General features: G+C 59.5%; 22 protein-coding genes. 3 read left to right on the forward strand and 19 right to left on the reverse strand.

Going from position 1 to position 23,245, the window contains the following annotated elements; genetic code table 11:
• Positions 1-308: 308 nt before the first annotated feature.
• Together rpsO and AB1Z34_RS02725 are read right to left on the reverse strand one after the other, a co-directional pair.
• Positions 309-578, reverse strand: a complete 270-nt coding sequence (rpsO, locus tag AB1Z34_RS02720) for a 30S ribosomal protein S15 (protein ID WP_016422594.1) — start codon at positions 576-578, stop codon at positions 309-311.
• 141 nt (positions 579-719) lie between these two features.
• Positions 720-1,715, reverse strand: coding sequence for a bifunctional riboflavin kinase/FAD synthetase (locus AB1Z34_RS02725; RefSeq protein ID WP_187405343.1), 996 nt, complete (start codon positions 1,713-1,715; stop codon positions 720-722).
• A 64-nt stretch (positions 1,716-1,779) separates the two neighbouring features.
• Here AB1Z34_RS02725 and truB point away from each other — a divergent pair, with 64 nt between their 5' ends.
• Positions 1,780-2,766, forward strand: a complete 987-nt coding sequence (gene truB, locus AB1Z34_RS02730; RefSeq protein ID WP_367157852.1) for a tRNA pseudouridine(55) synthase TruB — start codon at positions 1,780-1,782, stop codon at positions 2,764-2,766.
• Between the two features lie 16 nt (positions 2,767-2,782).
• Here truB and AB1Z34_RS02735 read toward each other — a convergent pair whose 3' ends face one another.
• The 9 genes from AB1Z34_RS02735 to rimP all read right to left on the reverse strand — a co-directional run bounded on the left by AB1Z34_RS02735 (position 2,783) and on the right by rimP (position 12,590).
• Entirely contained in the window at positions 2,783-3,496 is a 714-nt protein-coding gene (locus AB1Z34_RS02735; protein WP_049170823.1) for a 4'-phosphopantetheinyl transferase, read from the reverse strand.
• Positions 3,475-4,800: an MATE family efflux transporter gene (locus AB1Z34_RS02740; RefSeq protein ID WP_070643404.1), complete on the reverse strand. Its 1,326-nt coding sequence runs from the start codon at positions 4,798-4,800 to the stop codon at positions 3,475-3,477. Before AB1Z34_RS02740 ends, AB1Z34_RS02735 begins: the two co-directional genes overlap by 22 nt.
• Positions 4,801-4,855: 55 nt before the next feature.
• On the reverse strand, positions 4,856-5,917 hold the full coding sequence (locus tag AB1Z34_RS02745; RefSeq protein WP_049170820.1) for a DHH family phosphoesterase: 1,062 nt from the start codon (positions 5,915-5,917) through the stop codon (positions 4,856-4,858).
• Positions 5,918-5,959: 42 nt separating this feature from the next.
• Entirely contained in the window at positions 5,960-6,391 is a 432-nt protein-coding gene (gene rbfA / locus AB1Z34_RS02750; RefSeq protein ID WP_016422588.1) for a 30S ribosome-binding factor RbfA, read from the reverse strand.
• A gap of 360 nt (positions 6,392-6,751) precedes the next feature.
• A complete protein-coding gene (locus tag AB1Z34_RS02755) occupies positions 6,752-7,480 on the reverse strand; it encodes a hypothetical protein (RefSeq protein ID WP_367157853.1) in 729 nt (242 codons plus the stop codon).
• Positions 7,481-7,500: 20 nt separating this feature from the next.
• Complete coding sequence (infB, locus tag AB1Z34_RS02760) at positions 7,501-10,341, reverse strand: translation initiation factor IF-2 (protein WP_367157854.1); 2,841 nt, start codon at positions 10,339-10,341, stop codon at positions 7,501-7,503.
• A 129-nt stretch (positions 10,342-10,470) separates the two neighbouring features.
• Positions 10,471-10,863, reverse strand: a complete 393-nt coding sequence (locus tag AB1Z34_RS02765) for a YlxR family protein (RefSeq protein ID WP_016422585.1) — start codon at positions 10,861-10,863, stop codon at positions 10,471-10,473.
• Positions 10,864-11,034: 171 nt separating this feature from the next.
• Positions 11,035-12,021 (reverse strand): transcription termination factor NusA, encoded by a 987-nt coding sequence (gene nusA, locus AB1Z34_RS02770; protein WP_016422584.1) that lies wholly within the window; start codon positions 12,019-12,021, stop codon positions 11,035-11,037.
• Positions 12,018-12,590, reverse strand: a complete 573-nt coding sequence (gene rimP, locus AB1Z34_RS02775) for a ribosome maturation factor RimP (RefSeq protein WP_069358755.1) — start codon at positions 12,588-12,590, stop codon at positions 12,018-12,020. Before rimP ends, nusA begins: the two co-directional genes overlap by 4 nt.
• Before the next feature lie 101 nt (positions 12,591-12,691).
• Between rimP and AB1Z34_RS02780 the strand changes: the two genes are divergently transcribed.
• The gene (locus tag AB1Z34_RS02780; RefSeq protein ID WP_049189652.1) at positions 12,692-13,657 is read left to right on the forward strand and encodes a DUF4439 domain-containing protein; all 966 of its coding nucleotides are present in this window, start codon (positions 12,692-12,694) and stop codon (positions 13,655-13,657) included.
• A 12-nt stretch (positions 13,658-13,669) separates the two neighbouring features.
• Here the strand turns inward: AB1Z34_RS02780 and AB1Z34_RS02785 are convergent, their stop codons facing one another.
• Positions 13,670-15,442, reverse strand: a complete 1,773-nt coding sequence (locus AB1Z34_RS02785; RefSeq protein WP_016422581.1) for a proline--tRNA ligase — start codon at positions 15,440-15,442, stop codon at positions 13,670-13,672.
• A gap of 60 nt (positions 15,443-15,502) precedes the next feature.
• Here AB1Z34_RS02785 and AB1Z34_RS02790 point away from each other — a divergent pair, with 60 nt between their 5' ends.
• Positions 15,503-16,240: a peroxide stress protein YaaA gene (locus AB1Z34_RS02790; protein ID WP_049189654.1), complete on the forward strand. Its 738-nt coding sequence runs from the start codon at positions 15,503-15,505 to the stop codon at positions 16,238-16,240.
• Here the strand turns inward: AB1Z34_RS02790 and AB1Z34_RS02795 are convergent.
• The 7 genes from AB1Z34_RS02795 to mqo all read right to left on the reverse strand — a co-directional run bounded on the left by AB1Z34_RS02795 (position 16,237) and on the right by mqo (position 23,115).
• Positions 16,237-16,518 (reverse strand): hypothetical protein, encoded by a 282-nt coding sequence (locus AB1Z34_RS02795; protein WP_239271971.1) that lies wholly within the window; start codon positions 16,516-16,518, stop codon positions 16,237-16,239. The genes AB1Z34_RS02790 and AB1Z34_RS02795 overlap by 4 nt on opposite strands.
• Positions 16,511-17,602: a uroporphyrinogen-III C-methyltransferase gene (gene cobA, locus AB1Z34_RS02800; protein ID WP_049170808.1), complete on the reverse strand. Its 1,092-nt coding sequence runs from the start codon at positions 17,600-17,602 to the stop codon at positions 16,511-16,513. The genes AB1Z34_RS02795 and cobA overlap by 8 nt, the downstream gene beginning before the upstream one ends.
• Positions 17,603-17,612: 10 nt before the next feature.
• Positions 17,613-18,989 (reverse strand): cobyrinate a,c-diamide synthase, encoded by a 1,377-nt coding sequence (locus AB1Z34_RS02805; protein ID WP_367157855.1) that lies wholly within the window; start codon positions 18,987-18,989, stop codon positions 17,613-17,615.
• Positions 18,983-19,603, reverse strand: coding sequence for a cob(I)yrinic acid a,c-diamide adenosyltransferase (cobO, locus tag AB1Z34_RS02810; protein ID WP_070603859.1), 621 nt, complete (start codon positions 19,601-19,603; stop codon positions 18,983-18,985). The genes AB1Z34_RS02805 and cobO overlap by 7 nt, the downstream gene beginning before the upstream one ends.
• Positions 19,584-20,261: a VWA domain-containing protein gene (locus AB1Z34_RS02815; RefSeq protein ID WP_224784241.1), complete on the reverse strand. Its 678-nt coding sequence runs from the start codon at positions 20,259-20,261 to the stop codon at positions 19,584-19,586. Before AB1Z34_RS02815 ends, cobO begins: the two co-directional genes overlap by 20 nt.
• A gap of 106 nt (positions 20,262-20,367) precedes the next feature.
• Positions 20,368-21,525: an AAA family ATPase gene (locus AB1Z34_RS02820; RefSeq protein ID WP_016422574.1), complete on the reverse strand. Its 1,158-nt coding sequence runs from the start codon at positions 21,523-21,525 to the stop codon at positions 20,368-20,370.
• A 93-nt stretch (positions 21,526-21,618) separates the two neighbouring features.
• Positions 21,619-23,115, reverse strand: coding sequence for a malate dehydrogenase (quinone) (gene mqo, locus AB1Z34_RS02825; protein WP_016422573.1), 1,497 nt, complete (start codon positions 23,113-23,115; stop codon positions 21,619-21,621).
• Positions 23,116-23,245 lie beyond the last annotated feature (130 nt).

The following is a 23,245-nucleotide window of genomic DNA, read 5'->3' on the forward strand; positions in this document are numbered from 1 at the left end:
GGCGGGGGGCACTTATCGATGACTTTTCTTGACTCATCGATGGTTTACCGTGTCTTATCGATGGGGCCCGGCACTTGTGCGCACGCTTTCGATCAGCCCCTCCACATGTCGATGAGGGATTCACTTGTGGCCACGCTACAGCGCATCGATGAGTGAATACCACAACGACAAGTGATCAAAAAAAAGACCCGCCGTGAGCTTCCATCCAATGGAAACCCAAACGGCGGGTCTAAAAAGCTTAAAAGCCTTGAATTAACAGAGCAACTTACACCAATGAAGCTCTGTCAAACAGGACCTTAAGGAGAACCTTAGCGACGCAGCCCCAGGCGCTCGATCAGCTTACGGTAGCGCTCAACGTCGTTGTCCTGCAGGTACTGCAGCAGGCCCTTGCGGCGACCGACCAGCAGCAGCAGACCACGACGGGAGTGGTGATCGTGCTTGTGGAACTTCAGGTGCTCGGTCAGCTGACGAATACGTGCGGTCAGCAGTGCAACCTGAGCCTCCGGGGAACCGGTGTCGGTCTCGTGCAGGCCGAACTCCTTGAGAATCTCAGCCTTTTCTGCAGTGTTCAAAGCCATGTAAATCTAACTCCTTGAATCAAATTATGGTCGTTTTTTCAGTCCACATTCTCGGCTTTCCCGGAACCAAACAGCGTCTGGCAGCTGGTTCCTCGCAACTGCTTGTGGACCGCAGTCACAGCCGACGTTTTACTTTAACAGCTAATCGGTCTTAGCCAAAATGGCCTCGGTGTCTGCCACGTCCTGGTTCATCCGGTCAATGAGCTTTTCGACCGAGTCGAACTTCTCCATTCCGCGAATCCGGTCGACAAACTCAACCTGCCCGGCGGTGCCGTAGAGGTCCGCATGACGGTCAATCACGTAGGCCTCGACCGTTCGATCAGTGTCTCCAAAGGTCACATTAGTGCCCACCGACACGGCCGCTGGGTAGCGCACCCCAAACTCGATATCGCCCTTCGGGTCCGGCTCCGGGCGGGCTGCCGTCGGCTGAACCGTGAACCATGCCGCGTAGACACCATCAGCCGGGATTGCTAGGCCCTCAGCGAAGTCAATATTGGCGGTCGGAAAGCCCAGCTGCGCTCCCCCACGCCCCTGACCTGGAATAACATCACCATCGACACGGTAGAAGTACCCGAGACACGAGGCGGCTGCGGACACCGCACCGTCGGCAAGCAAACCGCGAATACGTGTCGACGAAACACGTTCGGTCGAGTCCGCGGCAGTGACGTCGAGAAGGTCGACGATGGTGACGTCGACCCCACACTTACGGCCGTGCTCCGGCATAGTCTCGGCGGTACCTGCGGCCTTCTGCCCATAGGTGAAGTTCTGGCCAACGAAGACGGCCTGTGCATTCAGTTTGTCGCGGACAACGGTGCGTACAAAATCTTCAGCGGGGATACTGGAGAAGTTCTTGTCGAAAGGCACGACGAGCATGGCATCGATTCCCTCCGCCTCTGCCAGCTCGGCACGACGGGAAACGGTGGACAGCGCCGGCGGCACCTTATCCGGGGCAAACAGCGCTACGGGATTGGGGTCGAAAGTCATCAACAGCGACTTCACGCCACGAGCGCGAGCGTCACTGACCGCAGCAGCTATCAGGCGCTTATGCCCAAGATGAATACCATCGAACACTCCGATGGTTACGACCGTGTCCCCCAGGTCTTCGGGTGCATTGTCCAAGCCATACCAAATCTCCACAAAGAGCCAGTGTAACTGGTCACCGTTTAACACACCGCATATAGCGCAACATAGGATTGCGTCTATGACCGACTTCGATCCGATTGCAGACTCCGGCATTGTTATCGTCGACAAGCCCCAAGGCTGGACAAGCCACGATGTAGTGGGCAAACTCCGTCGCATCTTCCGCACCAAGAAGGTCGGCCACTCAGGCACCCTCGACCCAATGGCCACCGGTGTGCTCGTCCTCGGCATCGGCCGCGGCACCCGTTTCCTGCCACATGTCCACGCCGACACGAAGTCCTACCAAGCCACCATTCGACTCGGCGCTGCCACGCTTACCGACGACGCCGAGGGCGAGTTGCTCTCCGAATCCTCGGCGGCATCGGTGACCGATGAAATGGTTCGAGCGGAAATTGCGAAGTTCACCGGCACAATCATGCAAAAACCCGCGGCGGTATCAGCGGTGAAGATTGACGGTATCCGCGCCTACGAGCGCATCCGCCGTGGTGAGAAGGTCGATATCCCTGCGCGCCCAGTGACAATCACCCGCTATGAGGTTCTGGACATCCGCCACGACTCCGATCCTTCGCGCCCCGGGGAGTGCATCGATATCGACGTGGAGGTCGACTGCTCTGCCGGCACTTTCATCCGCGCCCTAGCTCGTGACTTGGGGGATGCACTGAGAGTCGGTGGTCATCTCACTGCTCTGCGGCGTACTGCCGCCGGCGTTTTCACTATTGATGAGGCATTGACTATCGACGAGCTCACGGCGAAAGCCGAGCAGTTCGACACCGCCCATCCAGAAATTGCGGAGATGCGACGCCCAGTCCCGGAGCGCGCCGCTTCCTTGCTGCCGATGAGTCTGGACGAGGCCTGCCTGCGTTGCTTTGATACCCGCGAAATTACTGAACAGCAGGCGACTGATTTGGCTCAGGGCAAGTGGCTGGAGCCGATCGGAAAACCTGGAGTCTATGCGGCGGTGTCACCAACGGGAAAGGTTCCGGCGCTACTCACAGAATCTGGCAAACGGGCTAAGACGGTCTTCGTGGTGCGCCCGGCCACGCTATGACTACCTCTCAAGGATATTAAGACTGCTCGAGCCACACCGCGGTTGCAACGATTCCTGCACCGCGAGCCCAGAAGCCTTTTACTCCGCAGAAGGCGTCGGGAATCTCACGGTGAAACGTTAGCTGTAAAGGTCCGCCTGTGAGTCCTCGGGAAAAACCTCGCGCTGCTATCCGTTTCTTTCGCAGTTGGACGGAGACTTCGTCGAAGTCTAGCCACTGCCCGACTATCGGCTCCCAGAGTTTGTACATTGATTCCTTGGCGCTAAATTGCACCAGCGGGTCAAGGCGTGCTTCGTCAGTGCGCAAGACTGCCTCGATGATTCCTAACTCTAGAGTCTGCTCGACCTCGACATCGATGCCAATCCCCTGCAGCTGTTCAGCGCTCGCGGACACGGCTGCCACGGCCCCGTCGCAATGGCTAATTGACCCCACGACTCCTCGCGGCCACAGCGGCGCTCCGGTGGTCGACATGCCAATCCCATGTGGGGCAGGCTCTCCTAGCCGTTGCACCGCCTCATGCGCAGCGAGGCGCCCTCGGGTGAAATCACGGATTCGAACAGGTGCTGCACTATCAGACAGCCTCAACTCAGCGCTACGGAGCTGCTGCAATTCCGCATCACTAAACGGACGCTCGGCATTGGAGTCAATAACCAGCCGGCTACCGGCGGGCAAATGCCTGGCCAGATACTCCTGGACGTCGGCAAGCACACTCATGCGCTGATGCCGTACCATTTCTCTCCACGGAAACGGGTAGCGACAAAGATGAGTCGCAGAATCATGAAGGCCAAGAGACCGCACCACACGCCGGTCAGCCCCCAGCCAAATGCCTGCGCCAGCCAGACCGGTGGGAGGAATCCGCACAGGACCGCGCTAACGGTGGCGTTACGGAGGAAGGCTGCGTCGCCGGCGCCGAGCAACACGCCATCGAGCGCGAAGACGACACCGCCAATAGGAATCATTGCGACGAGAATCCACCATGGTCCAGCGGTGACTGCGTCAATCACGCCTGTGGCGTCGGTAAAAATGCGGACGATACTGGCATTCCCTACTGCGAAAACAGCCGCTAGGCCGAGGGCAATGACGCTTGACCAGACAGTCACGCGCTTGCCAGTCCAGCGGGCAACGGCCGTGGAGCTACCGCCCAACGCTGCACCGACGAGCGTCTGTGCAGCAATCGCTAGCGAGTCGAGCACCAACGAAATCAGGTTCCACAGTTGCAGCATGACCTGGTGCCCACCGAGCGTGGTCGGCCCAACGCGGCCAGCAACCGCTGCGGCGGAGAGGAACGCTACCTGGAAGGACAAGGAGCGAACGATGAGATCGCGGCCGAGGACCAGCTGGCTTTTGATAATGGCGCCATTCGGGCGCATGGAGAGCTTGCGGCTAGAGCACTCTTTGAAAAGACGGCGGAGGAACAGCCCGCCGGTAATCAATTCGCCGAAAAGAACGGCCATCGCAGAGCCCTCGAGACCGAAGGCGCGGACCAGCGGCACAATCACAATGGCGGCCGGAACAAGGCCTGAGAGCACATATAGCAGCGGCGCGCGGGTGTTTTGGATACCGCGCAGCCAACCATTTCCGGCCTGTGCAATCAACGTCAGCGGAATGGCGAAAGCAGCAACTCGCAACCACTGCCCGGCATCATGAGCGACCTCCGGATGAGGAGCTAACCAACCGGTAAATACTGGTGCTAGCCCCACGATGATGGCAAAGAGGCTAAGGCCCACAAAGATGGCGACCCACGTCGCTTGCAGTCCCTCTTCAACCGCCTCGTCCACGTTGCCCCTGCCAAAGGCTCGCGCTGATCGGGCGGTCGTGCCGTAAGCCAAGAAAGTGAGCTGCGTAGTTACCACGGAAAATACCGTCGAACCAGCGGCAAGCGCCGCAAGCTGGACAGCTCCAAGCCGACCAATGACAGCCGTATCCAGCAGCACATAAAGTGCGGGCGCGGCAAGAACACCCAACGCTGGCAGCGCCAGCGAAACGATTGCGCGAAGGCTGACATCTGACTTCGCACTGTGCCCGGTTCGCTCTATGCCAGTTTGCTCAATCTCAGTGCGCTCCTGAGTTTCTCGCGAGTCCGACAATCCCCTAGGCCTCGCTCGTGCCTCGGCGTGCCTGGGCTGCGACATCGCTGGTGTCCAGGATGGCCTGCAGCAGCTCATCCTTGCTGCACTCCCGAGTCAGACCGGCGGCACGCTCGTGGCCACCGCCGCCAATTTCCAGGGCGACCTGGGAGACATCGACAAGCTCGCGAGAACGCAGCGAGACGGCCCACTGGTTTGGCTCATACTCCTTAAGCACGGCACAGACGTCGGCCGCATTAGTCGTACGCACAATGTCCACGACCGATTCAATCTCATCGTGGCCAACTTCGGCGGTCTGGTCGTGCTCAATGACGACGTGGATTAGGCCAGCGCCGTCGCCCCACTCGGGCACCAATGTCGCGGTGGAAAGCACCTTGCCCAGGAATGGAAGGTAGGCAAACGGATGTTCTTCCAGCAGCTGTGCACCAATCGTGCGCGGATTGAGCCCCTTATCCAGCAGGCGCGCCGCTGCAGTGTGCATGCGGGAATGGCCGAACTGGAACGATGCGGTGTCCGTCAACAGCCCTGCATAGAGAGCATGAGCCATCGGCGTGGTCAGCTTGATACCCCAGACACCAAAGAAGTCCAGGAGCACCATGGTCGAGGACTCTGCGCGTTCGTCAACCATGTTGACGGACCCAAAGCGAGTGTTGGTCGCGTGATGGTCAACATTGATAACGCGGTCGGAGGCCATCACGCGATCTTCCAGCGCACCGAGGCGCCCCGGGCTTGCGCAGTCGACAGTCACCCACGTGTCAATGTCTTCATCCAAGTCCGTGTACTCGACAAATCGCTCCCATCCGGGGATGGTCAGCAGCGACTTGGCTGGCAAATCGCTCTCGCCGTAGCTGGCGACAGCAGAAATGCCACGTTGTACAAGAGCCATGACCATCGCAGATGCGGCACCAATCGCATCCGCGTCGGGGTGAACATGGGCAATGACGCCGACCTTCTTGGCGTCGGCAAGCATATCCTGCATCTGCTGAATCGGCTTGGACATGCGGCGATTAATCGCCTGGGAAAGCTGGTGAGCTGCCTGCTCCTGAGCCTGCGGAGAAGTGGTCACGTGGGTGCCCCTTTCATCGATAGATGTGGCCGGTGGAGAGTTTTACTCCTCGTCGCGGTATGGGTTGGCATCGCCTGCGGGCTTTGCGTTTCTAGCCTGCTCAGCCAATTCCGCGTCGCGCGCGCGAGTCTTATCGAGCAGCTCCTCAAGGTGCGCGGAAATCTCCGGCACGGTGTCAACCTCAAAAGCCAGCGTCGGTGTGTAGCGCACACCGGTGCCACGACCGACCAGGGAACGCAGCTGCCCCTTCGCCTTTTCCAGCGCTGCTGCTGCCGACTCGTAGTCCGGTTCCTCGTCGAGCGTACGTCCGCGCACAGTGTAGAAAACTGTGGCGTCGTGCAAATCGCCGGTGACGCGGCAGTCGGTGATAGTCACAAACTCCAGCCGCCGGTCCTTAATCTCACGCTCAATTGCGCTGGCGACAATCTCCTGAATACGCTTGGACAGCCTGCGCGCGCGTGCTGGATCTGCCATTTTTGGCTACTCCCTATCTATCTCTACCTGTGCGTAACGATTCGTAGCTAGACCCCATTTAGCGTGGGGCCTGAAGCGCCCCTTCACTGACAAAGACCCATTTGGGATCCGGCAAAACGGTTCAATACAAAGGACTGCTAATACTAACACGCAAAACACTACTCAACTTCGAACCGCATGTTTCGCGACTTCGCCCGCACCCGTTTACCGAGTGCAGTCAATTGCTTCGCCGCACGCTCGCCCTTTGTTTTAACCCATTAATCATCACGACAACACTGTCACCACCATCGATGTCATCGACGGCATGGGGAGTCGCTACTACGGAATTGCGCAGCTGAAACGCAGCCTACCCGTACGCTCTTAACGGCGCTCCACGAAGTTGTACATCGGTAACCCATTAACATGAGAGCAGTCAGGCAGTGAATCCATCACACTGTCCTGCAATGGTGTTTCTCCCTCGATGCCGAAAATCCATTTAACCGCAGCATTACCTAAATCCAGCGGATGGAAAAGGTAACTTACCTCACCATTTTTATCCTTGGGCGCCACGCTGCCATGGGTTTGTTCCCATTCAGCCACATCCGTCGGATGTAGTACCTCGACGTGTTCACCGTTAGCGAACGGTACCTCGAAATCCAACAGTCTTCCAGAGCTGAAAAACCGCTGCATGTCAAAGTCATAGTCTTCGCAACTTGCTGCTAATTCCCTGGTAGGAGTCTTGTAGTGGCAGAAATCGACAACACTATTGATGCACAGTGACCAACTCTCGCGAGGATCGTTCGCCAACGCTGGGTCCTCAATAAGGTCGTATACGTCGTCGGTCCCGAAAAGCAGCGTTGACCCAAACGCTACCGCGTGGAAGTACCAATTATGACCATCCTCAATGGTTTCTTCGGAATCAAAGGCGAATTTCCCTGGCCAAATCTTGTCCAATTGCGCAAGAGTCTCCTCTGCGCTCACAGGAGGATAATTCAAAATATTCGTTCGCGGCAGTTCATCTGAGAGTGCAAAGAGATTAGTTTTGAAGCCCATAACGAACACGATACGCAAAAAGGCGCTCCCCGAAGGGAGCGCCTTATCAAAGTTCACGCAGTGTTTAGCTTACGTCGCTACGTGCGCGGAACCTCGACCATCTCGTAGACCTCGATAACGTCGTCCACCTGGATGTCCGGGTAGGAAAGCACCATACCGCACTCGTAACCGGCTGCGACCTCGGTGGCATCGTCCTTCTCTCGCTTCAGCGACTCGATAGTCGCCGAATCCGTAATGACGTTGCCGTCACGAACCAGGCGAGCCTTCGCGTTGCGGCGGACCTTTCCGGACTCGACCATACAGCCGGCGATGAGGCCAACTGCGGAGGACTTGAAGATGGCGCGAATCTCTGCACGACCAATCTCCTTCTCCTCGTAGACCGGCTTGAGCATGCCCTTCAGAGCAGCCTCGACATCCTCGATAGCACGGTAGATCACCGTGTAGTAGCGGATGTCAACGCCCTCAGCATTGGCAACCTCGGTGGCCTTGCCCTCGGAGCGAACGTTGAAGCCGATGATGACGGCGTCAGACGCAGCAGCCAGCGTGACGTTAGTCTGCGTGACAGCACCGACACCACGGTCGATGATGTTCAGAGCGACCTCGTCGTCGACCTCGATCTTGAGCAGGGCTTCTTCCAGTGCCTCGACGGTACCGGCGTTGTCGCCCTTCAGGATCAGGTTGAGGGTGTTGGTCTCCTTCAGAATCTCGTCCAGGTTCTCCAGGGAGACGCGCTTGCGACGACGTGCTTGCAGCGCATTACGACGACGTGCGTCGCGGCGGTCTGCAATCTGGCGGGCCGTACGATCCTCGTCAACAACCAGGAGGTTGTCACCAGCACCCGGTACGGAGGTCAGGCCGAGCACCTGAACCGGACGGGAAGGACCGGCCTCATCGACGTCGTTGCCGTACTCATCGACCATGCGGCGAACACGACCATATGCGTCACCGACAACGATGGAATCACCGACGCGCAACGTACCGCGCTGAACGATAACGGTTGCCACCGGACCACGGCCACGGTCAAGGTGAGCCTCAATGGCGACACCCTGAGCGTCCATATCCGGATTGGCGCGCAGATCCAGCGAAGCATCGGCAGTCAACAGCACTGCTTCGAGAAGCTGATCGATGTTGAGACCTTGCTTAGCGGAGATATCGACGAACATAGTGTCGCCGCCCCACTCTTCGTCAGTGAGACCGTATTCAGTCAGCTGACCACGAATCTTCTGCGGATCTGCAGTTTCCTTATCAATCTTGTTGACTGCAACGACAATCGGCACATCAGCGGCCTTGGCGTGGTTAATAGCCTCAACCGTCTGCGGCATGACGCCGTCATCAGCTGCAACAACCAGAATCGCGATATCGGTCGACTTGGCACCACGAGCACGCATGGCGGTAAACGCCTCGTGACCCGGGGTATCCAAGAAGGTAACCTTGCGCTTCTCACCGTCGAGCTCCACCGGCACCTGGTAGGCACCGATGTGCTGGGTAATACCACCGGACTCGTGGCCACCGACGTTGGCCTTACGAATCGTGTCCAACAGGCGCGTCTTACCGTGGTCGACGTGCCCCATCACAGTTACCACTGGCGGGCGCTGCTCCAGGTCCTCATCGTCGCCCTCGTCCTCACCGAACTGGAGGTCAAAGGACTCGAGGAGCTCGCGGTCCTCATCCTCAGGCGAGACGACCTGGACCTTGTAATCCATCTCGTCGCCGAGCAGCTGCAGGGTCTCGTCGGAGACCGATGCAGTTGCCGTCACCATTTCGCCGAGGTTGAACAACGCCTGGACCAGCGATGCTGCATCGGCGTTAATCTTCTCAGCGAAGTCAGACAGGGATGCACCACGTGCGAGGCGAATGGTCGTGCCCTTACCGTTAGGCAGCTTAACGCCGCCCACCACGGATGGTGCCTGCATTGCCTCGTACTCGTTGCGCTTCTGACGCTTCGACTTACGTCCGCGACGCGGGGCGCCTCCTGGTCGCCCGAATGCACCTGCAGTTCCACCGCGACGTCCGCCGCGACCACCGCGCTGTCCGCCACCCGGGCCACCCGGGCCGCGACCACGGCCGCCGAAGCCACCGCCACCGCCACCGCGGCTTGCCTTTGCAGGCATCTGCCCCGGGTTCGGGTGCGAAGGCATCATTGCCGGAGTCGGACGATTGCCGCTCGGCTTATTACCGCGCCCCTGTCCACCCTGCGGGCGAGGGCCACCCTGGCGTGCTCCCGGCTTCGGGCCCGGACGGCCGTTTCCACCCTGCGGGCGAGGGCCGCCCTGGCGTCCACCCGGCTTCGGACCCGGACGGCCAGGACCGCCCTGCGGACGCGGCATGTTCGACGGCCGCGGTGCCGGACGGGAGGATCCGCCGGTCGAGAATGGGTTGTTCGCCACACGCGGTGCGCGTGCGCCTGGCTTCGGCCCCGGCTTCGGGCCAGCAGGCTTCGGCTGGCGTGGCATTTCCTGTCCCGGCTTCGGCGAACGGGACGGTGCAGCTGGCTTGGCACCCGGCTTTGCCGCCGCTGGTGCAGCAGGCTTAGCGCCTGGCTTAGCTGCTGGCTTGGCACCCGGCTTTGCCGCCGCTGGTGCAGCAGGCTTAGCGCCTGGTTTTGCAGCTGGCTTGGCACCCGGCTTTGCCGCCGCTGGTGCAGCAGGCTTAGCGCCTGGTTTTGCAGCTGGCTTGGCACCCGACTTAGGAGCAGACTTAGCTGCAGCCTTGGTCGCTGGGGCCTGGGCAGACGCGTCAGCACCTGCGCCAGCATTCTTCTCTTCGTAGACCTTCTTCATCTTCCTGACGACGGGTGGTTCCACCGTCGAAGAAGCGGTCTTAACAAACTCGCCCTGAGCCTTCAGCTCGGCGAGTAGTTCTTTGCTGGTGACCCCGAGCTGCTTAGCGAGCTCATGGACACGTAGCTTTCCGGACACTGCTCTCCTCACTAGTGGGGGCCGAGCAGCGCCCGATGGCGGATTCGTCCGCGCACCGAGAGCGCCTGCAGGGCTCCCTCTTATCTATTGCCGTTCATCGCTGATGCTTCATCGTGTGCTCATCAGTGTTCAGGTCTTTCTGTTGTCATTTTTCCTGCCTCCCTGCTTAGCGACACGCACATCGTCAGCGGGGGCGAAACCCTCCGCCGCTTCGTAGTGCGTGGCGATAAACTGTTTAACCGGAAACGCATCTACCTGCGTAGATACCTTCAGTGCGCGGCCAAATGCACGGCGCTTGTCGGCGATCTCCCAAGCCTTTAGTGTTGGGGTGATCCAGGCACCTCGCCCCTGCATCCGACGATGCGGATCAGCAACGACGGCTACTGAGCCATCTGAACGGGTGGTGGCGACAATGCGTAGCAGCTCCGAGCAATTGTGGCGCTGCTTAGTTGCAATACAGGTACGTGTGGGTGCAGGCGTATGAGTTGTCGAATTCGGGTTTAGCACCCGCGAAGTCGTCATACTCCTGACGCACCCACCTTCCTGCTAAGAAATTCAGCGCGAAAATTCGCATAGGAAAATCACGCCTTGTCGTTTGGCCACCTCCCAGCATAACCCGAAAAGGCGGAAAAGTGCCAACCCCCTAGGCACTTTCCCGCCACTTTCGCAACCGCTGGGACGCTGACGTTGTGTCTACTCCGCGTCGGAGTGGATATCGATTCGCCAGCCGGTCAGACGAGCCGCCAGACGGGCATTCTGTCCCTCCTTGCCGATAGCAAGAGAGAGCTGGTAGTCGGGCACCACAACGTGTGCACGGCGCTCGTCCATGTCCAGAATCTTGACACTAACTACCTTGGCGGGCGCCAGCGAGTTACCAACGAACTTCGCCGGATCCTCGTCGTAGTCGATGATGTCAATCTTCTCGCCCTTGAGCTCATTCATAATCGAGTTCACACGCTGACCGCGGGGCCCAATGCAGGCGCCCTTAGCGTTGAGGCCCTTGACCGTGGGGCGTACAGCAACCTTGGTGCGGTGACCGGCCTCGCGCGCAATGGAAATCAATTCCACTGCCCCATCGGCAACTTCCGGAACTTCAAGTTCGAAGAGCTTACGAATGAGCTCCGGATGCGTGCGTGACAGGTGAATCGCAACACCGCGCGGTGTCTTGTTCACACCGACGACGTAGCACTTGATGCGGTCACCGTGCTTGAGTTCCTCACCTGGCAGCTGCTCAGCCGGCATCAGAATACCGTCTCGGCCGTTGGCCTCCGAACCGATGTGGACGACGACAATGCCCTTTTCATTGGCATAGACATCGCGCTGGACCACGCCGGAAATGACCTGATTAGACAGGTCTGCGTATTCGTCGAGAACCTTATCGCTCTCCGCATCCCGCAGACGCGAAAGGATGGTCTGACGAACAGCGAATGCAGCGGTACGCTCGAAGTCCTCCGGAGTGTCGTCCCATTCGGAGATGAGATTGCCCTCGTCGTCTCGCTCCTGGGCAAAGACTATGACGTCACCGGTCTCACGGTCGATTTCGACGCGCGCATACTGTGCCGGTGCGGTGGTGTTACGGTAGCTTTCACGCAGTGCTCGGGCGACCAGTCCCAGCATTTCGTCGACAGGAATACCCTTTTCCTTTTCCAACGTTCGCAGGGCAGCTAGTTCAATCTTCACTTGTTATCCTCCAGCCTGGTCAAGGCATCGTCATAGTCTAGTCCCGCAAAATCCTTCTCGGCTGCGGGCGGATTAGAGAATTCAACTTGTACCACTGCACGGGCCACATTGGTTAATTGGACACGCTGGCCAACAGCCTTCAAACGTCCCTTTGGCCCCTTAGAGGTAACGAGAATGATGGATTCTTCATCCGGCGACAGCGCACCAATGCGGGCTGCAATCGCGGAACCGTCGGCAAGCGAAATCTCCGCAATACGACCACGGTTACGACGCCAGTGCCGAGGCTGAGTCAGCGGTGCGTCAATACCAGGAGTGGAAACTTCCAAGGTGTAGCCCTGAGCGCCGAAGTCGGCTTCACCACGTGCCTCCGCGGCATCCAGAGCCGAAGATACTTCATGCGTGGCTTGTTCCAGAACATCGAGGTCAGGACGCTCATCTGCGTCAACTAACACAATGACCTGTGACTTTGCGCCGGCGCGAACGACCTTGACATCTTCCACATCCAGGCCGATTTGTGCGAGCGCCGGGCTCACAAACTGTTCAATTTTCTCGGGTGCGGGTATCGCCATAGTCGTAGAGTCTACAGGTCAAGTACTAGGAATTGCGCACCTGGGCGGTTTCCACACACCGCGTTGACACAAAGTGCCGCCCGCCGTGGCACCATAGTGAGGTGATTGTTGAACCTCCCTCCCCCAGTTTTGCTTCCGCATCGCATCGCACTCGTACTCTCTCGCGCCGTGGCTTCCTCGCTGCTGCCCTCGCCGTGGGATCACTTCCTGCGCTTTCCGCGTGCTCGCATCTGGTGGCACCGCGCCCCGATTACGCCATTGAGGTTCTCCATGCGCTGGCGGCGCGCGATGCACAGTCGCTTAGCGACGCCAATCCTGACCTCGCAGCGGTGCGCTCCGCGCAGGTTACCGAACTGGATAAGGAAATCACACGCGCCTGCGGCACCCACAAGGACGGTAAACCTGTCGATGAATGTGGCTCGGACGTAGCAGTCCCAGGATCCCTGGTTACCGGTTCCGACGCGAAGCTACTGCTCACGGACTCGCGAAACAATCCCGTACTGACGAATGCCCTGGATTCACGCACTGCATTGCGGGAGGAGCACACTGCGCGCCTCGCCACGGCTGTCGATGGCGGTATCGTCCTCGCTCTGCGTGTTGCGGGCGCTGAGTGGGAGGAGCTTGTCCCATTGATTCCCAGTGACAGGGATGAAATCTCGGGTGCCGAAGAACAGATGACTAAGGCACTGCAAGCCGAATACATGATGATTTACGGTGTCGGCGTAGCCGCACCACGTGTCGGAGGCGATACCACTACTGCACTTTTGGCCCGTGGCGAGCGCCACCGAATTTTGCGCGATCGTGCCCGACTAATTTTGGAGGATTCCGACGTTGAGGTGCCGGAGAGCGCACCTGGCTATATGCCGGAAGGCGCTCCTTCGCCAGATACGGCACCCGTCGATTACATGATTGCATTGGAGCGCTATTGTGCCCAGGCGTGGGAAGACGTATTGCTCGCTGCTAATAACCCTCGGATGCGTATGTTCGCGCTGCAGGCAGCTGGCGTGGCTGCCGCCGGAGCGGCAGCGCTAGGTGGCAACAACTTGGAGCCGTTGCCCGGGCTCTAAGCCTTTGCCGCCTTAAGCCTTGCGAACCAGCTCCGCGACGTGAGCTGCAATGCCGTCAGCGGCGACCTCGTCGGTCTCGTTGGTCAGGCGGTTACGCAGCTCCACCTTGCCGTCCGCGTAGCCACGGCCAAAGATGACCACAAACGGCATACCCAGCAGCTCGGCGTCCTTGAACTTCACACCGGGGCTGACCTTCGGACGGTCGTCGAAAAGCACCTCAATGCCCTGCTGGCTGAGGTCTTCCGCCAGCTGTTCAGCGGCCTCAGCTGCTTCGGCGTTCTTGCCGGCCACAGCGATGTGAACCTTGTACGGTGCCGCGGCAACTGGCCACTTGAGGCCCTTTTCATCCAACTGCTGTTCCGCGAGGACAGCGACCAGGCGGGACACGCCAATGCCGTAGGACCCCATCGTCGGACGAGCACGCTTACCGTTGACATCGAGGATGTCGATTTCAAAGGCGTTGGTGTACTTGCGGCCCAACTGGAAAATGTGACCGATCTCGATTCCGCGCTCGATCTTTAGCGTGCCATGCCCCTCCGGAGCCGGGTCGCCGTCACGCACCTCTGCGACATCGCAAATACCGTCAATCTGGAAGTCGCGACCAGCGACCACATCGACGATGTGCTTGCCTTCCTCGTTGGCTCCTGTAATCCAATTTGTGCCCTCCGCCACGCGGGGGTCAGCAAGGACCTTCACACCGCGATCGGCGAGCCCCTGCGGGCCGACGTAGCCCTTGATCAGGAAGTCATTGGCTGCGAAGTCCTTGTCCTCCAGCAAGCGCGCCTCACCCGGTTCAAATGCGACTTCAAGACGCTTTTCATCGACCTCACGGTCACCGGGAACCAGGATTGCGGTGAGCTGTTCCGGCAGGGCGTTGCCCTCCTTATCGACCTTCTTCGGGTCGACGGCGACGAGAACGCACTTCAAAGTATCGGCAGCAGTGACCTCGCGTCCGAGGTCCGCGCCATTGGCCCAATCAACAAGTGCTGCGATTGTGGTGCAGTTCGGAGACTCGTAAACCTTCGCCTCCGGCTGTCCCTCAATCGGCTGCGGTTCGACTGCCGGAATCTTCACGGCTTCCACATTGGCGGCGTACTCACCGTCGGTGGAGACTACGAAGGAGTCTTCGCCACTTTCACTAACAGCCAGGAACTCCTCGGAGGCCGAACCGCCCATAGCGCCGGAGGTGGCGTGGCAGATTTCGTACTTAATGCCCAGCCGGTCAAAAATTCGCTGGTAGGCACCGCGGTGCTGCTGATAAGAATTCTCCAGCCCCTCGTCGTCCATGTCGAAGGAATAAGAGTCCTTCATCACGAACTCGCGGCCACGCAGAATACCTGCACGCGGGCGAGCCTCGTCGCGGTACTTGGTCTGAATCTGAAACAGCGTCGTCGGGAAATCCTTGTAGGAGCTGAAAAGATCCTTGACAGCCAGCGCGAACATCTCTTCGTGCGTCGGCCCCAGCAGGTAGTCCGCGCCCTTGCGATCCTTCAGACGGAACAGCTCGGGGCCGTATTCGGTCCACCGATTCGTCGCCTCGTACGGTTCACGCGGGAGCAGTGCAGGGAATGCCAGCTCCTGTGCGCCAATGCCTTCCATCTCCTCGCGCACAACCTTCTCTACGTTGCGCAGAACCTTCAAGCCCAGTGGCAGCCAGGAGTACACACCAGGGGCAGTTCGCCGGATGTAGCCGGCACGGACGAGCAGCTTGTGGCTAGGGACCTCGGCGTCAGCTGGATCCTCGCGCAGTGTGCGCAGGAACAGCTGGGACATTCGCGTAATCATGAATGCTGATTTTACCCGTCGATCATTCTTCGCAACATGCGGGGCATTACTATGGTGCCCATGCTCGTAGTCCTACCCCCATCTGAAACCAAAGCCACTGGTGGCAGCCATCCCGCAGTGGACTTTTCCTCGCTGAGCTTCGGCTCCCTCAACCCCATCCGCGAGCGCATTGCAGCCGATCTCGTGGAGTTAAGTGCGAACAGGGAGGCCGCGATGAAAACACTGAAGCTGGGGCCACGGCTTGCTGACGAAGTCACAGCTAATGCCGCGCTCCTAGAGTCGCCGACCATGCCGGCTCTCGAGCGTTATACCGGGGTGCTCTACGACGCACTCTCCCCCAGCGATTTGCCGGAAACCGGCCGTGCTCGACTCGCCATCGGGTCAGCGCTCTTCGGTGCCATTGGCGGAGACGACCTCATCCCCCACTACCGTCTCTCTGGCACGGTCAAGCTCCCCTTCGCGGATCAGCCTGCCGACGCAGCTCCGACGATGAAGCGCCGTTGGGGCACCGCCATCACCGAGGCTCTCAATGATGTCGACTTCCTCATCGACCTTCGTTCCGGCACCTACGCCAATTTGGGCAAAGTCAAGAGCGCGACAACGATGACCGTGCTCACCGCCGAGGGCAAAATCGTCAGCCACTTCAACAAGCACTACAAGGGCCTATTTGCCCGCGCCATCGCCCTTTCCGACACGGCACCGACCTCCCCCACAGAGGCCGTCGACATCGCACGCGCCGCAGGATACGACGTCTCGCTTGACGACGACACCCTCATCTTCCGCGTCCCGGAAAACTAAATGTCGTCGTTGTAGCGCTTCCGGCCTGCCACAATGGCGGCAATGAGCGCAATGACAGCGATGAAAATGCTGTCGTATCGCGAGCCTTCTCCGCCGAGGAGAAGGAGGCGGAAAATAATCATGGCTCCGAGGTAAAACACCAGGAAGGTCGCAGCGCCCATCCAGATAGCGCTACGCAGCTGATCGTCGGCAAGCAGCCGAGTAACAAGCCCTGCCTTTTGCTGCTCTGGCTCTGGTTTCTTCGACTTGTTGTTGCTCGACTTGTTGTTCTTACTCATCGCCCTCATCCAGGCCCGCGACTTCACCGATGACGATAACGGCGGGCGGCTTGATTGCCTCTTCGACCATTTTCTCGCCAAGCTCGCCGAGTGTGCAGCGTAGCGACCTCTGATTCGGCAGCGTGCCGTCCTGGATGACCGCAGCCGGAGTCTTCGGGCTGCGGCCGGCCTTCATCAGAGCCTCGGCAATCTTTGGCCCGTTCTTAACTCCCATAATGATGGCAATAGTGCCGTGCATCCGGCCCAGCGCATCCCAATTGACCAGCGATTTCCTGTGCCCCGGTGGGACGTGACCGGACACAACAGTGAATTCATGGTTGACGCCACGCATAGTAACTGGGATGCCAATCGTCCCCGGTACCGCCAGTGCTGAAGTAATACCCGGCACAACGCGAACCGGTACCCCAGCCTTCTGTAGCTCCTGAAGCTCTTCAAAACCGCGGCCGAAGATGTACGGATCGCCACCCTTGAGCCGGACCACAAAGTAGCCCTCACGGGCACGATGAACTAGCAGTTCATTGATGCGCTCCTGAGCCATGGCGCGGCCGTAAGGAAGCTTGCCGGCATCAATAATCTCGACATCCGGCTCCAAGTCACCGAGCAGCGACAGTGGACCGAGGTGGTCTGCAACGACAACGTCGGCAAGCCGGAGCAAGCGACGCCCCTCAACGGTAATCAGACCGGGGTCGCCCGGGCCACCGCCTACGAGTGCGACCTGACCAGCGAGGTCCCCAGCGCGCGACGCGCGACGGCCGGTCAGCGCCACAGGAGTAAGCGGGCTGGAAGCCCCGGTTTCATCATCGACGAGAATACCTCGGCGGTGTCCCTCTAGAGTCACCTCACGCAGCAACGCCTCGTCACAGCAGACCATGAGAGCCTTGCCCCAGCTCATCGCCTCGGTAAAACCGGTGCGGGTCAAAGTAATACGGCCGTCTGCAGCCCAGGCCTCAATCGCAGTTGTTACTTCCCCACCTTCACACACAGTGACATCAGCGCCAGAGTCCAACAGCCGAGGAATCACGCGCTCTGCAGCCGTGGAACCGCCAATCACCAACACACCGTAGTCTTTGAGAAGCAAACTCATAGCTAACACTTTACCCGGCGCACGAAGCGACAAAGCGACTGACGTTCCCCGGCGCACCCGCCGGATGAACATGCAGGTAACCGGCATGAATCCGCCCAGACTCGGAAACGAAGCCGTCGCGAACTGTTTCGCCTTGATATCCACGCCAACCCCAGGCTGGTTGCCACCCGGCCGCAGCAGCGACACTTGCGGTGTCATCGGTGAGGGCTGTCTTGTGGAACTCGTGACCGCGCACGCGCGTTCCTACCGGGCACACCACAGAATCAGTCAGCGCCACAGCCTCCCGGTACCCCAGCTTCAACCGTGCCATGTGCGCTCGCCCCGGGATGATGCCACACATACGGCGCCCACCGAGATCTTCAAGCAGCCAGAGCAGCCCCGCGCATTCGCCGTGAATCAGCGCACCATCGTCGGCAGCCTGACGTAGATCGCGGCGAATGTCATCACGAATAGATAGCGCGTCGGCATGCTCTTCCGGGAATCCACCGGGCACGATGTAGCCTTCGGCTTCCGGCAGTTCGTCAACCAATGGGTCGAAATCCACGACCTCGGCTCCAGCGGCCTGCAATAGCTCACGGTGCTCTGCATAGGTAAACGAGAACGCAGGACCCGCCGCGACCGCCACGCGCACGTGGCGATTAAGAGCCAGCGGTACAACGAACTGTGCGGGGTTCCATGGCTCAGCTGGATAGGGCTGCCGGGCAAGCTGGATAATCCGGTCTATGTCGATGTAGGTCTCCACCAAGTTGGCCATCGATTCAATGACCGCTTCTAGCTGCTCACCCTGCTCGACTGCAGTGACCAGCCCCAAATGCCTGCTGGGCACCTCAATATCAGTCACTCGCGGAATAGCGCCGAGCACCTCGACCCCCATGGCCTCCACAGAACGGGTAATGATGTCCGCATGCCGCGGGCTGCCCACCTGATTAATAATCACGCCACTGACACGGACGTCAGTGCGAAGCGTGGAGAAACCGTGGACAACAGCCGCCGCCGACTGCGACATATGCCGGGCATCAATCACCAACACCACCGGAAGGCCCAACAGTGAGGCAATCTCAGCCGTCGAGCCCTCCACCGATAGCGGGTCGTCACCAATGCGGCCGTCGAAAAGCCCCATAACCCCTTCGACCACCGCAATATCGCTGTCGGCAGCTCCATGTGCGTAGAGCGGCCCAATCATCTCAGGCGCGCACATAAAGGAATCCAGATTGCGCCCGGGACGACCAGCGGCTACCCCGTGATAGCCAGGATCAATATAATCGGGTCCGACTTTGAAAGGTGCCACCGCGTGACGACGCGACAGTGCACGCATCAGCCCCGTGGAGATTGTCGTCTTTCCCGTGCCTGAAGCTGTCGCCGCGATGACAATTCCAGGCGCTACCACTCGATGCCCTTTTGTCCCTTACGTCCGACATCCATCGGGTGCTTAATCTTGGTCATCTCCGTCACCAGATCCGCGACCTCCACGAGCTTCGGATCCGCATCGCGGCCAGTCATCACCACATGCTGGCGGCCGGGACGGTTCCTCAATGTCTCCACCACATCGTCGACATCAATCCAACCCCACTTGATTGGGTAGGTGAACTCGTCGAGGACGTAGAAGTCGTGCACCTCATTTTCCAGGCGCCGTTTAATCTCCTGCCATCCCTCGGCAGCAGCTGCCGCATGGTCCTCCTCAGTGCCCTGCTTACGCGACCAAGACCAACCTTCGCCCATCTTGTGCCATTCGACCGGGCCGCCTTCCCCCGTGTCGTCGTGAAGCCCGCCCAACCGGCGCATGACAGCTTCCTCGCCAACCTTCCACTTTGCCGACTTTACAAACTGGAAGACACCGATATTCATCCCCTGATTCCACGCGCGCATCGCCATACCGAATGCCGCGGTGGACTTGCCCTTACCTGGGCCCGTATGCACCGCAGTAATCGGAATCATGCGACGCTGCCTGGTGGTCAGTCCATCGTTGGGAATTGATTTGGGGTCAAGCTTTCCTTGTGCCATGGTCTCGATGATAGGCATGGACCACGCCCGCCACGGCTTCGGCATTGAGTTCGGAGAGATTTATGCAGGTCGCACCCAATTCCACGCTGAGTTCCTGTGCCAGCCCCAGCCGCACGCGAGAGCGCTCACAGTCGATAACCACCGTCGCCGCCAACGCTTGACGACGGATCTTTGCGGCCACAGCCCTCGCCTGCTGCAGGCCATTTTTACCCGTTGCTCGGCCGTCGGAGAGCAAGACCATGATTGCGCGCCGTGTGGGCTCCCTATGGGCTTCCCGAACTACCACTTCGTGTGCCTTCAGCAATCCTTCGGCCAATGGAGTTCGGCCACCAGTGCGGACATCTGCGAGGCGACGTACTGCGGTGTCGATAGACTTCGTCGGCGGTAAAACTAATTCGGCGTTATTTCCGCGGAAAGTAACGACAGCGACTTTATCGCGGCTTTGGTAGGCATCACGCAGCAGCGATGTGACCGCGCCGGTGACGGCTGCCAGACGGTCGCGTGCTGCCATGGAACCCGAGGTGTCCACGACAAAGACGACCAGATTGGACTCAGTTCCCTGTCGAATAGCGCCGTGAACGTCCTCCGGTTCCAGAGGGATCATCGAGTCGCCCATCCGGGCGCCACGATTGGCCGCCGCCAACACTGTCGCCGGCACGTGGAGACCATGGCCTCCCCGCTCGGCACCAATGGTGCTGCCCCGCGGGCCAATGGCCTTGGAACGCCGGCCGGAATCCCCTTGGCCGACACCGTCAACGCTGATTTTACGAACGGCGAAAGGGGGCGCCTTCAGCGGCGCGACCTCCCTTCGATCCCGCGGAATTCGACTGTTGCGGCTCCTGAGGCTCGGAGTTGGAGTCGAACTGGGAGGGCTTCTCAGGTTTGACTTCGGGCTGGTCTGAGGTCTCCGAATCCGACTCTGGCTGATTCTGGTCATCTCGGAACTGCTCCTCTGCATCCTGCAGAGCATCGTCGAGCTGTTCCTGGTCCAGTCCTGGTTCATCAAAGGGGTCACGGCGACGACGGTGCGGCAGTGCCATTTCCGCAGCTACCTTAATGTCTTCAGCAGTGATCTCAATTGGATTGCCGGGTGCCGGCTGCGCCGACTCGTCCCCGGCTACTCGCCAGGCAGCGTGAGCGCGGGCGGTACGTGCAATGACGATGTCGGCACGCATCCCGTCCACATCAAAAGCAGCGCACACTGTGGCAATTTGACCAAGAATGTTGGGGGTCAATTCGACGTCGTCAAGCAGTGCGCGCGCGCGATCGATGCGGGCGTGCAGTGCCTCGTCGTCGGCGGCGAACCGCGTGACAAAGCTCTCCGGGTCGGCGTCAAAGTCGAGGCGGCGGGCGACGATTTCCGCGCGGACAGCCGGATCCTTGGATGCGGTGACGTCGATGGCGAGACCAAAGCGGTCGAGAAGCTGGGGACGCAATTCGCCCTCTTCCGGGTTCATCGTGCCGACCAACACGAACCTGGAGGTTGCGGAGTGCGAGATGCCATCGCGTTCAACAACCACGCGACCGGTGGCTGCGGCATCGAGAACGGAGTCAACGAGATGATCCGGCAGCAGGTTGATCTCGTCGACATAGAGAATGCCACCGTCAGCCGCGCTGAGTAGTCCCGGGTTGAACTGTGCGTGTCCGGTAGTCAGGACGGTCTCCACATCGATGGAGCCTACGACTCGATCTTCCGTAGCGCCGAGTGGCAGGTTTACCAACGATCCGCTGAGAAATGGCGCCAACGCGCGGACCGTAGTGGTCTTCGCTGTGCCCTTCTCACCGCGGATGACGACACCACCAATCTCCGGGGATAGCGCGGTCAGAATCAACGCAAGCTGTAGTCGCTGCTGCCCGACGATCGCAGTAAAAGGAAAAGTGGGCTCTGTTTGTGCAGTGGTCGCTGACGTGATTTTTTCCATAAGCACAGTTCTACCCCACTGCGAACGGATGGCTCACAGCGGGGTAGAACAATGTTGGCTTAATTGAACTCTTTGAAGCTCTTCAGCGAGTTACTAGCGCTCCAGCTTCAGGGCCTTCTGGGAAGCCTCCCAGACCTCCTTGAACAGAGCCGGGTCATCAGCCAGGTGCGTACCGTAGGACGGGACGAGCTCCTTCAGCTTCGGAGCCCACTTGCCCATGTGGCGACCGAAGCAGCGCTCAATCAGGCTGATCATCACGGCCGGAGCGATGGAAGCGCCCGGGGATGCACCCATCAGGCCGGCAATGGTGCCGTCCCACGAGTTGATGACCGCGGTACCGAACTCGAGGGTACCGAAGACCGGAGCCTTCATCGGCTTAATGACCTGGACGCGCTGACCAGCGACGATCAGCTCCCAGTCCTCTGGGCGAGCGTTCGGGACGTACTCACGCAGGGACTCAATACGTGCGTCGAAGTCCTTCAGAACCTCAGTAATCAGGTACTTGGTCAGCCCCATCTCCTGGACACCAACACCCATCATGGACGGCAGGTTGGCCGGACGCAGGGACTTAATCAGGTCCAGGTTGTTACCGTTCTTGAGGAACTTCATGTTCCAACCGGCGTACGGGCCAAAGAGCAGGCCGCGCTTGCCGTCGATAACACGGGTGTCCAGGTGCGGAACGGACATCGGCGGCGTGCCGACGGAAGCCTTACCGTAGACCTTGGCGTCATGCTTAGCAATGACTTCCTCGTTGGTGCAGCGCAGCCACTGACCGGAGACCGGGAAGCCACCGAAACCGCGAATCTCGTTAATACGAGCCTTCTGCAGCAGCGGCAGTGCGTCACCGCCGGCACCGACGAATACGAAGTTGGCAACCAGGGTGCGAACGTCCTTGGTGTGCAGGTTCTTCACGGTGACGATCCACTTGGAACCGTCGCGCTTCAGACCGGTGACCTCGTGTCCGTAGCGAATCTCAGTACCCATATCGGACAGTGCGGCCAGGTACTGCTTGGTCAGTGCACCGAAGTTAACGTCCGTACCATTCGGGTTACGAATAGCGGAGACCGGCTTGGAGAAGTCACGACCCTCGGACATCAGCGGAAGGTACTCAGCGAAACGGTCCGGATCCTCAATGAGCTCCTGACCGTGGAACAGTGGCTCCTTCTCAAGTGCCTCATAGCGACGACGCATGAACGCCATCTGCTCCGGACCCTGAGCGAAGGTGGTGTGATCAACTGGGTTGATGAATTCCTTCGGGTCAGTCAGGGTGCCGTTTTCAATCAGCGAGGTCCACAGCTGGCGGGAAACCTGGAACTGCTCATTAATGAGCTTAGCCTTGGTGACATCGACCTTGCCGTTCTTCTCCGGCGTGTAGTTCAGCTCACACAGAGCAGAGTGGCCGGTGCCAGCGTTGTTCCACGGGGAGGAAGACTCCTTGGCGGGCTGATCGAGACGCTCGAACAGAACCTGTGACCAGGATGGCTCGAGCTCCTTGAGCAGCACACCCAGCGTCGCACTCATTACACCTGCACCAATGAGGACGACGTCTACCTCGTCGCCACTGGAAGCAGGAAGCTTGTTATCAGCCATTTTGCTGTCAACATCCTTACTAACTTGATTAGTGATTCAAACTAGCGCTCGCTCACATGCGCGCACACAACTAAAGACGCAAAAAGAGAGCTACCGTCTCAGTCCATAATCTATTGTGGCACACATTCCC

The organism is Corynebacterium sp. 045007 (assembly GCF_040743205.1).
GTDB lineage: Bacteria > Actinomycetota > Actinomycetes > Mycobacteriales > Mycobacteriaceae > Corynebacterium > Corynebacterium jeikeium_D.